This is a genomic window from Pediococcus siamensis (genome assembly GCF_047220215.1).
Classification (GTDB): domain Bacteria; phylum Bacillota; class Bacilli; order Lactobacillales; family Lactobacillaceae; genus Pediococcus; species Pediococcus siamensis.
On the sequence record NZ_CP178375.1, the window covers coordinates 1,933,589 to 1,947,680 of the forward strand.

The 14,092-nt window shown below is 38.2% G+C and carries 12 protein-coding genes; 1 reads left to right on the plus strand and 11 read right to left on the minus strand.

The annotated features are described in order from the left end of the window. Positions 1–7 precede the first annotated feature (7 nt). From agaB to ACLJJ6_RS09370, 11 genes are all read right to left on the minus strand, one after another. On the minus strand, positions 8–1,222 hold the full coding sequence (agaB, locus tag ACLJJ6_RS09320) for a PTS galactosamine transporter subunit IIB (protein WP_412989183.1): 1,215 nt from the start codon (positions 1,220–1,222) through the stop codon (positions 8–10). A gap of 274 nt (positions 1,223–1,496) precedes the next feature. Further along, complete coding sequence (locus tag ACLJJ6_RS09325; protein WP_412989184.1) at positions 1,497–3,050, minus strand: hydantoinase/oxoprolinase N-terminal domain-containing protein; 1,554 nt, start codon at positions 3,048–3,050, stop codon at positions 1,497–1,499. Next, positions 3,047–4,177, minus strand: a complete 1,131-nt coding sequence (locus tag ACLJJ6_RS09330) for a DUF917 domain-containing protein (protein WP_412989185.1) — start codon at positions 4,175–4,177, stop codon at positions 3,047–3,049. The genes ACLJJ6_RS09325 and ACLJJ6_RS09330 overlap by 4 nt, the downstream gene beginning before the upstream one ends. Next, on the minus strand, positions 4,122–5,432 hold the full coding sequence (locus ACLJJ6_RS09335) for a cytosine permease (protein ID WP_412989186.1): 1,311 nt from the start codon (positions 5,430–5,432) through the stop codon (positions 4,122–4,124). Before ACLJJ6_RS09335 ends, ACLJJ6_RS09330 begins: the two co-directional genes overlap by 56 nt. Before the next feature lie 159 nt (positions 5,433–5,591). After that, a complete protein-coding gene (locus tag ACLJJ6_RS09340) occupies positions 5,592–6,533 on the minus strand; it encodes an ABC transporter ATP-binding protein (RefSeq protein ID WP_412990464.1) in 942 nt (313 codons plus the stop codon). After that, entirely contained in the window at positions 6,520–7,599 is a 1,080-nt protein-coding gene (locus ACLJJ6_RS09345) for an ABC transporter ATP-binding protein (protein WP_412989187.1), read from the minus strand. The genes ACLJJ6_RS09340 and ACLJJ6_RS09345 overlap by 14 nt, the downstream gene beginning before the upstream one ends. A gap of 15 nt (positions 7,600–7,614) precedes the next feature. After that, the gene (locus tag ACLJJ6_RS09350; protein WP_412989188.1) at positions 7,615–8,532 is read right to left on the minus strand and encodes an ABC transporter permease; all 918 of its coding nucleotides are present in this window, start codon (positions 8,530–8,532) and stop codon (positions 7,615–7,617) included. A 5-nt stretch (positions 8,533–8,537) separates the two neighbouring features. Continuing rightward, complete coding sequence (locus tag ACLJJ6_RS09355; protein ID WP_412989189.1) at positions 8,538–9,470, minus strand: ABC transporter permease; 933 nt, start codon at positions 9,468–9,470, stop codon at positions 8,538–8,540. A 97-nt stretch (positions 9,471–9,567) separates the two neighbouring features. After that, positions 9,568–11,193, minus strand: a complete 1,626-nt coding sequence (locus tag ACLJJ6_RS09360) for a peptide ABC transporter substrate-binding protein (RefSeq protein WP_412989190.1) — start codon at positions 11,191–11,193, stop codon at positions 9,568–9,570. After that, positions 11,180–12,022 carry a PfkB family carbohydrate kinase gene (locus ACLJJ6_RS09365; protein WP_412989191.1) on the minus strand — a complete coding sequence of 281 codons (843 nt, stop codon included), beginning with the start codon at positions 12,020–12,022 and terminating at the stop codon, positions 11,180–11,182. Before ACLJJ6_RS09365 ends, ACLJJ6_RS09360 begins: the two co-directional genes overlap by 14 nt. A 14-nt stretch (positions 12,023–12,036) precedes the next feature. After that, positions 12,037–13,014 carry an SIS domain-containing protein gene (locus ACLJJ6_RS09370; protein WP_412989192.1) on the minus strand — a complete coding sequence of 326 codons (978 nt, stop codon included), beginning with the start codon at positions 13,012–13,014 and terminating at the stop codon, positions 12,037–12,039. 280 nt (positions 13,015–13,294) lie between these two features. Between ACLJJ6_RS09370 and ACLJJ6_RS09375 the strand changes: the two genes are divergently transcribed. Then, positions 13,295–14,041: a GntR family transcriptional regulator gene (locus ACLJJ6_RS09375; RefSeq protein WP_412989193.1), complete on the plus strand. Its 747-nt coding sequence runs from the start codon at positions 13,295–13,297 to the stop codon at positions 14,039–14,041. Positions 14,042–14,092: the final 51 nt, after the last annotated feature.

A 14,092-nucleotide genomic window follows, 5' to 3' on the forward strand; every position in this document is an offset into this window, starting at 1 on the left:
CCTTTGTTTAGAAATTAATTTCTGTTTTATGGTCTCCTGGTACATCCTGAATATAGACATTAATGTCCCTTTTGGCTAAATAGCTCAAATTATCTTTATCTTCTTGATCCACATATACTTTTTTAGTTAATTCCTTTTTCCCAGGTGCAAAATGCATATTACCAACGTTAATCTCTTTAATTGGCACACCTCCATCAACTAAAGTTCTCGCATCTTCTGGAGTCTTAACAACAATAAAGATTTTCTGTCTATCTGCCGCACGACTAATAATTTGAATGGTCTTTTGTAATGTAAAAAATCTAATCCCCGCTCCTGATGATTCGGCAGTAGCCTTCATTAGTTTTTGTTGTAAAGGATCTGCTGCTACTGCATCATTCGCAACCAGTATCAAATTCGCACCTAAAGTTTTAGTCCAGGTAACACCAACCTGTCCGTGAACAAGCCGATTGTCAATTCTTGTCAATAATATATGTGGTTCTGTCATAATAGGTCTTCCTTTGTATGAAACCAAAAACATTGGTAAGTGATTCAAAGCTGTCGAACGACTGTAGTAAATAGTTTGACCATCTTTAACACCTTTAGTAAAAATATCAATGTACGGTTCCCTCTTATTTGGTTGCAACTCTTGATAATGAGGCATTTTTTCTGACGCCTTATGCGCGTCGATTTTATGACTGAGTTGCCGAGCATTAAGTCCATACTTATTTGCCAAAAAAATGACAATTTCCTTATGTTGAATTTCATTAACTGAGATCATGGGAAATTCATTAAATGACAAGTACGTATCTTTATATAAGACTGGCTTAGTTCCTGCTAAATACAGTTGACTAATTTTATACAAATATGCACTTTGATCTAGTCCCAGTAAAGCGCGAACATCTCCTTCAGAGCCATCAACGATCAATTGAAAACTCATTAATTTGATTGTTACTTTATATCCCGATTTTCGAATTTCTTGACTTGGATTATCAACATATTCAAATTCAAAGTCTGTATCGGCGTGCTCCAAAACAAAACTACCTTGTCCTTGGCGTTTTGTTATATACCCTTTTTCTTCTAATTCGCTCAGTGCTCTTCTAACCGTAATTCGGCTAACGTTAAACTGTTTACCAAGTTGTAATTCTGACGGTAATTTTGAACCAGCTACTAACTGTCCTCCTTCGATTTGCTTAATAATTTCATTAACCATTTTCTGATAAAGGGTAAACATATGTTGTTCCACAAGAATCTCTCCACTTGTTATATTGATATAACAACCATACCGCAATAATACAACGTCCTCTCTAAAATGTCAACGCTTACATTGCGATTTTTCCACTTCACAATGCTACGATACGATGTCTTATTAGATATTATACACGGAATAAGGAAACTCACAGCTTCCTAAAAAGTACTTGACCTAAACGTTTTTTATACCAAAGTAAATAAGCCACCTAGAACAAAAACTTATTCTAGATGGCTTAATTAATTTAATTGGTATTTTGTATTGAAACTGCTCATAAATCTAAATTACCAACGGCTTTAGCTTTTACTTGTGCTGAATCACCAGGTAAATATGCCAATGGTACTACATCAATATCGATAACTTCTACAGAATCAGGATTAGCACCTGCGCTAATCGCTTGTTCTATGGCCTGCCTTTTGGCGAATTCCAAAGTTTTAGTTCGTCCGTTTTTTGCAAAGCTAAATATTTTATTTACTTCCCCACTCACTTGCCCTAGTGCAGCCCCCACTGCATTAGCTGCATCATAATGACTCGGTTGATAAACCTTGCTGATGCCCTTCAAATTTTCATCAATTAGAAAGCTCCCGCCTCCTGTTAAAATTAACGGGACATCTCCATTACGTGTTTTCATTTGATCCAATGATTCAGTAATTTTTTGGTTAATTAATTTAGAAACCTGTTGTGCCCGTTTCTGCGAAATATCTTGAACAAACTCTTTTTTATCTTCAAAAGCTCGGCCCAATTTAGTTGCGATATCGGAAGCAGTTTCGATTTCCCCACCGAAAAGTTTGGCTTGGTGCACAATTTCATACCCGACACTGTCCGGACCAATTTTCACACCTTTACCGGTTTGATGAACAATAGTTCCGCCTCCAATACCGATAGATAAAACGTCAGGCATTCTAAAATTTGTTTCTACGCCACCGACCCTTGCTGATAAAACGGATTGACGCGGAAAACTATTCACTAAAACACCAATATCACTTGTTGTACCGCCAACATCTAATACTAAAGCATCCTTAATTCCAGATAAATGATAGGCTCCTCGAATACTATTAGTAGGACCACAGCCAATGGTGAAGATAGGATATTTTTTAGTAAATTCTCCTGTCATTAAAGTACCGTCATTCTGACTGAAGAAAGTTATCGCATTAATTCCTAACGATTTTAAGGCCTTTTCAAACCCGTCCACAATTTGCTGCCCCACTGTCATCAAGGCTGCATTTAGAATGGACGCATTTTCTCGTTCCAGCAGACCGACACCACCAATTTGGTGTGAAAGTGTTATATCTACCTGACTACCCAAATCTTCTCTTACCCATTTTGCAACTTGTAATTCTTGTTCACTATTAACCGGTGAAAATACTCCAGCAATCGCAATACTAGTAGTTTCATCTTTAATGATCTGACAAAATTGATCTACCTCTTCACGTTTCATCTCGGCTAATTGGCGGCCATCAAATTCATAACCGCCATGAATAATTTCCGAATGTAATTCAATGGCTTCTTTTAGTTCAGTTGGCCACTCCATGTACGGCGGAATACCAACCGTCCCTGGCTTCCCAATGCGAATATAAGCAACCTTGTCCAAATCTTTCCTTTCGACAATTGCATTAGTCGATTTGGTAGTTCCCAACATGGCATATTGAATTTTTGATTTTTCAATTTTACTTTCAACGAGCACTTTTTCAATTGCATTAAAGATACCCGTTTGGACATCCTTAGTCGTATGTGCTTTCACAGTATAAACAACATTTAGTTCGTCATCTAAAATGGCTGCATCCGTATTAGTACCACCAACATCTACACCTAATCTGAATTTCACTTTGCTTCACCTCGTTGCCTTATTTCGACTGGAATATAATCAAAATTATATCCAAAATAACGTGGCCCTGCCGTTTCAATGCCAAAGCTTGTCCGCCATTGTTTGTCACAAGGAAAAGAAACAACTTTCACTCGTGTCCCATAATGAAGCCGTTCGGTTGTAATTGGTCTGCCTGTCTCCACATCTAAAAGGACAATTAAGTCCGGAACCGAAGCTAAAATGACATCTCCTTTTTTGGCTACCAAGTTTTCATTTTGAAATTCGACATTAAAATGCTCACCAACATTGTGATTAATTCCCTCTAAGAATACGGAACCGAAATTAAATCCTCCCGTTGTCTTGCGTGTAATATCCGTGATCTTCCCATCAAACAAGTCAAACCCGTTTAACATTTTCAATAAACTGTCAAAAATATTTATATTCTCACCTTGCGCCGTTAATAAGAGTTCACCAATATCCCTAGCAAGTGATAAAGTTCCTTTTACTACGGATGTCTTAACATCTTTGCCAGGCAAAAAATAATCAGAAACCGAAATTGATCCTCCCATTTCCACTGTGAGTGCACGTGATAAATATTCCGACCAAAGTCCATTAATGGGGTGTATCAGTGCTGTATTCCCTTTTTCATCCCCAATAGCTACAGAAGTAGGCTGATAACCATGTAAGTAAAAAGTTACCATCTGGGCTTCTGGAAATGCTCGCCCCATTGTATCTGCATCTAGTAGTGGTAAATGCTTCTTTGCAGCAGCGCCTACTGGATAAAGAGAATTCATGCCTCCCACTTCAATTGGCATAACGACATCTGCCTTTTTTTCGTAACTTTTCTCAAGTAATTCTAATGGATTGGTCACTTCAATTTCAGAAGGAAGCTTTTCTAGTGTAACCGTAGGCGCCCCCATTCCAGAAACGGGAACCACAATATCTTCATCACTTAATTCGTCCACACTAATCAACTCAACGGGCCCATATTTACGAATGAAATTTTTGGCCAATAATCGACCTACTTTAGGATCGCCTCCCCCTCCTGAGCCTAAAACCGAGGCACCTAATGAAATATAATCAATATCTTGCTCAGTCAGTAACCTCACTCTCTTGGTCCCCTTTCTTAATAAATACCAATCCCGCAATCAACTGCACAATAAATCCAACTAAGATGCCATCTAGTGGCGGCACTTGCGTTAACGCAAATAAGCCTAAACCGGTCGGTGCTGCTGTTGTTAGGTACGTCACCATTGTTCCCAACACCCACGCTAGGATAGAACGCCAAACAAAAGGCTGTGGATCTTGTTGATTTTTGATGCGATTAAATTCAGTTTTAACAAAATAAAATTCTGCAACGTAAATTCCAGGCACTGGAGCAATAAAAATACCGAGGACATTCAAAAAGGGCACAAAATAATTATAAATTCCTAACACACCTAGACCGGTAGAAATAACACCTAAAATCAAAGTTAGCTGTTTAAATTTCATTTTGCTAAAAACAACGTTAAATCCTAGCGTTGCGGAATAGAGATTGCTGGTATTTGTAACCCATTGAGTTAACGTTAGGACGATAATACCTGGCATCCCCATGCCAATCATAATAAGCATTTTCATCATATCTGAACTTCCAAGTGCCTTGCTCATTAAAATAGACACGATGATCATGAACGCATTTCCAATGAACATCCCAAAAAAGGTTCCAATCATAGAGTCGCGCTGACTTTTCGCCCATCGGGAAATGTCAGGTTGAGTCGCCGCTCCCACAATAAATGACGATACAACTAATGCAATCGCTGCTCCAAATGAAATCGTGGCATTTGTATGAACTAACGGAATGCTGTGTGTATGCAAAGCAATGAAAAGCGCCAATAACATTAAGGCAAGCAGTAGCGGAACCGAAAATTCACTCAAGCGCGAGAACGCTCGATATCCGTATAAAGTAGTCCCAACCATAAAAATACCTGCCACAACTGAAAACAACCATGTTGGTAAATTAATTTGATATGCACTGGCCAAAGCCGTTTTGGCGTTATCTGCAAAGAAACCGACTTGGACGCCAAACCACCCAAGCAAAGAAAGACCAATAATAACCGAATAAATTTTGGCGCCATTTTTTCCAAAAACGTAGCGTGTAATTAGTGAAGTTGATAGGTTGGTTGCCGCTCCCACTGAAGCTGTAATTGTACAGATCAGTGCTAATAAGAGCGATCCTAAAATAACCGCCCAAATTGCCTCAGTCATTGGTAAATCCTTCGCAAGAGTTACGCCTAAAATAACCGCTGCCAAATCCACACCAATTGCCACCCAAATAGAAAATAGTGATAACCATGATTTTTGTTGCGACTTAGGAACTTCTTTTAACGAAAAATCCGAAGAAAAACTTTTGTTCTCTTTTGCCATAGGATGCCTCCGCTTTCTCTTAAAATTAAAAATAAATTAGTAAACGATTAAAGCAATTATAATCATGTTGAATTTATCTGTCAATGCAATTTGAATATTTACTTCAAATGTAGACTTATGCCTTATAAATAAGACAAAATGAAGAGTTTGGTTGAGTATTTATTCATTCAAGCTATCATTTTCTTGCCAAGCTTCAATTTCATTTTCATGTCCCAGTACGACGTGCGTGCCGCCTACGTTGATCGTTGTTCGTTGCAAATAAGCTGTAACATTTTTTTGATAATTCAATCGATGACGCTTTTTTTCCAAACGTGGATTAATACCAGGAATAGCAGAAATCAGACTTTTAGTGTAGGGATGCATCGGATGCTTAAACACTTCATCGGTTGTACCCATCTCTAATAAATGGCCTAGATGAACAACGGCAATACGATCTGAAATGTACCGAACCATTGATAGGTCATGGGCAATAAAAAGTATCGCAATTCCAGTCTCTTTTTGAATTTGTTTCAAAAGATTCACAACTTGTGCCTGGACGGATACATCCAGGGCCGACAGTGGCTCATCGGCAATAATAAGCTTAGGATGCATAATAATCGCCCTGGCAATTCCAACCCGCTGTCGCTGTCCACCAGATAGCTCTTTTGGATAACGATCCACAAATGAGCCATCGAGTCCAACTTGTTTCAGAACGTGATAAACCTCATTTTTTTTCGTTTTTTCGTCCATTTCTTTAGCATGAACATCTAACCCAAGCTTAATGATGTCCCCGATTTTTTTTCGCGGATTCAGCGAAGACATCGGATCTTGAAAAATCATTTGCATATTTGTTCGTAAAATAGTTTTATTTTTTTTCGTTAATTCATGAGTAATATCAATCTTGTCAAAAATAATTCTGCCACCAGTTGGCTCATACAAACGAATAATTGCGCGTCCGATAGTCGTTTTACCGCTACCAGATTCACCAACTAACCCGAAAGTCTCTCCCTTTCGAATTTTAAAGCTAATATCATCCACAGCCTTAAGCACTTTCTTATGTGTTATTGGGAAATATTGCTTCAATCCTTCTACGTCTAAAAGTATTTCATCATTTTCCATTATTCTCACCTTGCATCCTATTGATCCTTTTTTGTAGTGATCTGGGCATCTGAACGGTTGGCGCTCTCTTATCTAATAACCAGGTTGCCGCCTGGTGAGTTTTACTTACTTCAAACATCGGAGGTTCTTTAACAAAATCAATATCAAGTGCATACTCATTTCGTGGAGCAAATGCATCACCAATAATCCTTTGTGTCATATCTGGTATTGTTCCTGCTATCATAGGTAATGCCTCTTGAGGCGCATCAACATCTGGAACTGATTCAAGTAATCCCCAAGTATATGGATGTTTTGGCTCAAAGAAAATATCTTCAATTGTTCCCTTTTCAATCACCTTTCCTGCATACATAACATTTACTTTATCGGCAATCGTAGCAACTACACCTAAATTGTGTGTAATGAAAATAACAGAAAGATGACGTTCCTTTTGTATTTTTTTAATAATATCTAAAATGCGAGCCTGAATAGTGACATCTAACGCCGTGGTTGGTTCATCACAAATTAATAACTGTGGGTCTCCCGCAAGTGCTATGGCAATCACAATTCGCTGTCGCATACCACCGGAGAGCTGGTGCGGATATTGTTTAGCCACAGTTTCCACACGATTAATACCAACGGTTGCAATTAAATTTCTGACACGTTCATCAATTTTCTTTTTGGACAGTTTTGAATGTGCACTAGCGACTGCTTCACCTATTTGTTTACCAATTCGCATGGTTGGATCCAAGGAAGTCATCGGGTCTTGAAAAACCATTGCAATTTGACGCCCTTTAATCTTGCGTTGCATTTCTTTAGCCGTAATCTTAAGCAGATCTATTTCCTCAAGCTTGCCTTGATGTTGCCAACGATAAATAATTTTGCCACCTTTAATCACCTGATTACTGGCATCTTCACCTATAATCGGCTTTACGCTTGCAGATTTTCCACAGCCTGATTCACCCACTAAAGCTAAGGTCTCGCCGCGATTAACTTCAAAGCTGACCCCGCGAACAGCATGCACATTACCTCTAAAAGTCGTATAATCCACTGTTAAATTCTGAACAGTTAGTATCTTGTTTTCATCGCCCATCGCATTTCACCTCATTTACTCTGCATCGATGGCGTCTCGTAAACCATCAGCCATTATATTAAAGCCCAGCATAATGATAGCCAGAAACAAAACCGGAAAGCACACCATATATGGATAAACCACTGCCTGTGTATATCCATCATTGATCATCGTTCCAAGTGATGCTAAAGGTGCAGGAACACCTAATCCAACAAATGCCAAAAACGCCTCCAAAAATATTGCATTCGGAATTGAAAACATGAATGTGGTCACAATTTGTCCAATTGTATTGGGAAGAATCTCTGAGAAGATAATTTTGATTGTTGGTACACCAATACTTTGGGCAGCAAGAATATATTCTTCATTTTTAACTTTCAATACCTGTGCACGTACAATTCTGCTCATATTTATCCAGCCCATAATCATCATGGCAACAATGATACTAGTCATTCCTGGTCTCATGACGAGCACTAGTAATGTGACTACAATTATCATTGGAATTGTACTCAAAACTTCTGTAAATCTCTGCATAAGGATATCTATCTTGCCACCAAAATATCCTGAAATCATGCCGTAGGTGGTACCAATAACAAGGTCAATTGCCATGGCAACAAAAGCGACTTCCAGAGAGATAGAGGTTCCTTTCGCAACACGTGTAAAGATATCGCGCCCCAAATTATCCGTACCAAACCAGTGCCCAGCTTGACCCGGATTTAAATTAGATGCTGCAGGTTCAACTGCATTGGGGGAAAACTGACTAATATGCGGAGTTATAAACGCAAAAAGCGCAACAGCAATTATTAAGGCCAGACTAATGACGGCTCCTTTATTATGAAAGAAGCGGAGTAATACCATCCGACCAAACGACAATGAAGCTCCCTCGTAATGTTCTACTTTGGTATCTTGGCGGGCAAACTTAAATAATTTATCGTCTTCAGAATTATTCATATCCATAAAATTTAGCCCTCCTTTGCCAAACGTACGCGAGGATCAATGACGCCATATAAAATATCTACCAGTAACATAATTGAGATAAACAAAACGGCATAGAAGAAAGTAACGCCTAACACAACGTTATAATCGTTTGCCTGGATAGCATTAATATAAAGTGTCCCGAGTCCTGGTATCGAAAAGGCTTTTTCGATAACCATACTACCAGCAATCAATTCAATAGCTAACGGTGCTAAAACTGTAATAATTGAAATCATAGTATTTCTAATGACATGACGGAAAATCAGTCTAGACTTACTAATGCCTTTTGCATCGGCCAATTTGATAAAATCAGAATTCATAATATCAACCATCTCTGATCTTGCATAACGCTCAATACTTGCCATCGTAAACGTACTTAAGGCAATTGTTGGCAAAACAGTAGAACTAAATCCTGCTGAAGCCGAATAAATAAGCGGAAACCAATTTAATTTATAGGCCAGCACAAGGGATAAAATTAGAGCAACCACAAAATTAGGCAAACTCACCCCAATTACGGATACACCTGTCATTAAGCTATCAATTACGGTGTTATGTTTTAAGGCAGCGATGATGCCCAGAATAAAGCCGACTACCGTTCCCAAAGCAACGGCTTGCAAACCAATCTGCAATGAAATTGGAAAATGAGCGGCAATCATTTCCGTAACACTCGTATTAACCTGAAGTGAGTATGATTCTCCGAAATTTCCAGTCAGCATATTTCTGAAATAATCCCAAAACTGTACTAATACTGGCTTGTTCAGGCCATACTTTGCATACAATACTTTCAATTGCGCATGGGTCATCTTTTCATCATTGAATGGGGACCCAGGCATCCCTTTTTCCATCAAAAATAATACAAGTATGATTATAAAAAGTGTACAAAGCGCAATAACAATTCTTTTAAAAACATATTTTTTCAAACTCACACCTTCTTTTGAGTCAAATTTAATTCAAAAGATGGTTGATACAAAACAGTGCCTTGCGTCAACCACCTTATCTAAGCTCATTCATAATTTGTTATTTAATCGAGACGTATTTAAACCAAAATGGTACCCCAGCCAAATGTTGCTTTAAACCATGAATGGAGGAACGTTGTAATACAGGAGATCCCAACTGATATAGTGGTGGACAGGCCGCACTGTTTACCAAAATATTGTTTGCCTTTAACAATGCTTTGTAACGCTTTGTGGGATTACTTGCATACGTAGTTGCTGCTGCATTTAGCAGTGAATCAAACGTCGAATTAGACCATTTTTGATAATTGCTGATATTATCTGTTTGGTACATGGACAAAATAGCGGTTGGATCGGCATAATCAGGTCCCCAACGTGTTAAAACAGCTTCAAAATCACCGGACATCATCTTGTCACTTCTAGTTTTCTTAGTAGTTTGTTTTAAAGTTACTTTCATACCCTTTAAGTTTTTTTGGACCTGTGATTGAATATAGGCTGCAACATTTGCATATGCAGTGTCACTATCATCATAAAGAATGGTGAGTGTTCTGCGACTGGTTTCCCTTTTTGCTTTATTCCAGTAAGACTTTGCCTTGCTTGGAGAGTATTCATATCCTGTTGTCGACTCAGATGCAAAATCCTTGCCCGTTCCCGGATCGGTCACGAGGCCTTTCATAATCATAGAATTTGCAATTTGAGAACCATCTTTCAGTACATTGTTTACAATTGATTTCTTGTTGATAGAATAAGCAATTGCTTTACGTAAATCGGCATTATTTAAGCCTTTAGACTTCATATTAAACATAAGATACTGCGTAAAATTACCTAAACTATTCTTATAACTCGAGTCATTTTTATACTTAGCAACTAGCTGTCCGCTCAATGGTGTGTAGTCCACTGTGCCGTTTTTAAACGCCAATGCTGATTTTTCAGGATCAGTGATAACTTGTAGTTTAATTTTTTTCGTTTTTACGTTTTTAGCATCCCAATACTCGTTATTCTTAACTAACGTAATTGTATTATCACCTTGTTTCCAATTAGCAACTTTGTACGGACCGCTCGCAATTAAATTCTTAGCCGACTGTGCAAATTTTTTACCCTCTTTTTTGTAATACTTCTCTTGTACAGGTGCGAACGAACTAAAAGATAATAATTGTGGTAAATAAGCAACTTTCTTACTAAAATGAACAATTAATGTCTTTTCGCCTTTTGCTTCAACTCCTAAGCTATTAACTGCTTTTTCCCCTGCAACAATTGCATCTGCATTTTTAATTCCGGCTGCACCTAACTCAAAATTGAACGCTGAAGCAACCTTAGGATTAGCCAGTCGACGCCAGGCAAAAACAAAATCGTTTGCCATTACTGAAGAACCATCAGACCACTTAGCATTTTTCCTGATTGTGAATGTCTTCGTTAATCCACCATCTGAAGTAACGACTTTAGAAGCTAACGCTAATTCTGCTTTACCATTATTTTTGATTGAATATAAGCCTTCATTAGTATTGCCTACAACCGTACAGGAAGTTGTCTGATAGGCCAATACCGGATCCAATGAGTCTACTGAACTTGTTACCGCCATCGTCATCGAGCTTTTACTCCCAGATTGTGATTTTGCACCGCAACCTGCAAGCAGTACAAGACTTGTAAGGGTGGTTACAACACCCAAAATGACACTCCTAAATTTTTTCATATCTTTCCCTCTTTTCAATCAAAAATGGATGTCCAAACCCACCACTTATTTCACAAGTTTTTGCTGCATTAAGTGCTGCCTTTTCTCCTGCAGATTGCAGATTGCCGGTGTTAATATATTCATTTAGAAAACCGCCAATAAAACTATCTCCTGCACCCATAGTGTCAACAATATGTGTTGCTATCGTTGGTTGCTCAACGATTTTCCTTCTTGTTATTAATATCGCTGGTTGGGCGCCTCGTGTAACACTGACTACCTCAACATTTGGAAATTGCAGACAATACTTACCTAACAGCTCAACCTCTTTTTTATCTTTGTGTGCACCAGAGAAAAAAGCAAAATTTGTATTTGGTAAAACTTTCTGAAGATAACTTCTGTTCTGCTGCTCCGAGAAATCAAATGAAACTTTCGTATACTCTTGAATCTTACTCAAATCATTTTCCAAATTTGAATATACACTTGTATGCAAAACGTTGTAGGTACTTATTTCCTGAAAGTCAGCTACTGTTAATCGCAACTTAAAAAGGTGCTGTGCAGAATTTTTAGGTCCTGGAGCAAAAACACGGTCACCCATATCAATCAACACCTGAGGTGCAGCACTTGGCGCGTATACTTTTCTACAATTTATTAATGCCACATTTTCTTTTATTAAAGCTGACTTAATATTTTCAGCACGTTGATCATTACCGAAAATTCCCATGTAATCTGACTTCTCAGCACCCGCCATTCTTGCTGCTACAGCCACATTGACACAATTTCCTCCTGGATAGTACACACCATCATCCACATAAGTATCGGTAACGTTATCTCCAATTGAGATCAATTTCATATAGTTCACCTGACTTAGTATTTCAAGTTCCACATATAACGACGAACATCTAAAGAGTGCCCACGCTGATAAGCAAATCCTTCTGCAATTTGTCGATAGACAGCTCCTGCTAAAATTTGAGAGAAGTAATCTTGCAAATCTTCATCAATATCGGACATATCAAACGTAGCGATATCAATCTCATAAACTTTTCCACTAAAGCGTTTAGCAAAATCAGCAGCGCGCTCATCCATAACTCGATTTGGTCCAACACTTTTAGCAATGATGAACGGCACATCATAATCAGTAACTTCGAATGGGCCATGAAAATACTCACCTGAATGTATATATCCTGCATTAATCCATTGCATCTCTTGTAACCAGCAAGCTGCAAAAGAATAAGCTTGGCCAGTGAGTACACCTGAAGCTACGGAATAAATCAGTGGTTCTCGTTTTAGCTCTTTAGTCCATTCAGCAGTAGTTGGACCAAACTGTTTACGTACTCTTTCAACAGTTTTTTCTAACTTTTCAATCGCTTTTCGACCTCTTACAAATTTTTCATTAGGCACAATTGCATTTAGAAAATCGAAAGTAAAAGCATATGCAACACCCGTATTTAAATCACTGGCATCCGTGCCCTTTCCCCAGCTGTAATGAATTGTGTATTGGGCGGCTTTCTGTAAGTCTGATTCCTCTGCAAAGGCAAAAGCAACTGTAGTAGCACCCATATCCGATGCTGTTTGTACCGCCTCAACTGTTTCTGGAGTTGACCCAGAGTGAGAGCATGCAATCACTAAAGACTGTGGTCCTAACGCTTTAGGATGTCGTGTTGTAAACTCTCGTGCCGGCATTAATGAAACCGGGATTTCAATTTCCTTTGAAAATATGTACTCTAAAGGTTGCAAAAATGCTAACGACCCACCGCAGGCAACTAAATAAATATGATTGATCTGCTCAGATTTCTTCAGAGCATTAACAGCTTTTTCTATTTCAATTTGATGTGATTTTTCCATAACTTGTATTACCTCCTAATGTTAACAAACACGTAGTTGTATTGTGATGTTATAAGATAATGTATCACCTGTTTTCTTATATGTCAATGCAATATTTAATTATTTTTTAACCAGATTCACATTTAAAATGATTATTCTAATTCTTTTACCATTATTCAGAATAGTTTCACCCTTTTAAGGGGATTATCTTGCTGATTTTTATTGAGAAAGTTATACTATCTTGTAACAACACAGGTTAATAAGTCTAAGTGACTTCACTACAGAAAGAGGAATAAATAATATGAACTTAAATACAGACTCAAGCGTTCCTCTATATGAGCAAATACATAATCAGATACGTACAAGCATTCTTCACGGTAAATTTGGTCATGCAGGTAAACTCCCAAGCGAAAAAGAAATGAGTCTCACCTTTAATGTCAGCCGAATTACCATTCGAAAGGCTTTAGAGCTCCTTACCAAAGAGGGCCTGGTCACTAAAGTTCAGGGAAAAGGTTCTTTTGCAGGTACGGGTGAAAAATTTCATGGCTCTTTGGAATCGACACGCAGTTTTTCTTCTTTTGTTACGGGACAAGGAAAGAAAAGCACGGCCCAAATTTTAAAAAGAGAAATCCGAAATGACGAAGCTGCCGCAAAGCGACTACATTTAGACGCCGATAACGACTTGGTATACATTAAACGGGTTCTATTAGTTGATGACGAGCCTTTCATTTTGGACTCCGCTTGGTATGACGCCCAGAAATTCACTAGCATTATTACCAGAATTAACGATCATACATCGGTTTATGAATTGCTCGAAAAAGAATTTCACGAAAAAATCGGTTATTCTCGAAAGGAACTGAATGTTACCATGCCTACTACTGAGCAAAGTGAGGAACTTCAAATCTCGACTCAAGACCCTTTGTTCTCTGTAAATAAAACGACCTTTAACCAAAAAGACGAACCTATAGAGTATTCCCACCTTTTGGTTCGTGGCGATAAGATGACTTACACAATTGAATCTGGTCAATCTTACTTTAAAATGAACTAAAAAAGCAGTCGACAAGTTGTTCACAAACTTATCGGCTGCCTTTTTCGCTTT

Coding starts and splice junctions, on each gene's coding strand:
- ACLJJ6_RS09335 (WP_412989186.1), bottom strand. CDS start 5,432: ATGGCAAAAGAGAACAAAAGTTTTTCTTCGGATTTTTCGTTAAAAGAA.
- ACLJJ6_RS09345 (WP_412989187.1), bottom strand. CDS start 7,599: ATGGGCGATGAAAACAAGATACTAACTGTTCAGAATTTAACAGTGGAT.
- ACLJJ6_RS09350 (WP_412989188.1), bottom strand. CDS start 8,532: ATGGATATGAATAATTCTGAAGACGATAAATTATTTAAGTTTGCCCGC.
- ACLJJ6_RS09360 (WP_412989190.1), bottom strand. CDS start 11,193: ATGAAAAAATTTAGGAGTGTCATTTTGGGTGTTGTAACCACCCTTACA.
- ACLJJ6_RS09365 (WP_412989191.1), bottom strand. CDS start 12,022: ATGAAATTGATCTCAATTGGAGATAACGTTACCGATACTTATGTGGAT.
- ACLJJ6_RS09370 (WP_412989192.1), bottom strand. CDS start 13,014: ATGGAAAAATCACATCAAATTGAAATAGAAAAAGCTGTTAATGCTCTG.
- ACLJJ6_RS09375 (WP_412989193.1), top strand. CDS start 13,295: ATGAACTTAAATACAGACTCAAGCGTTCCTCTATATGAGCAAATACAT.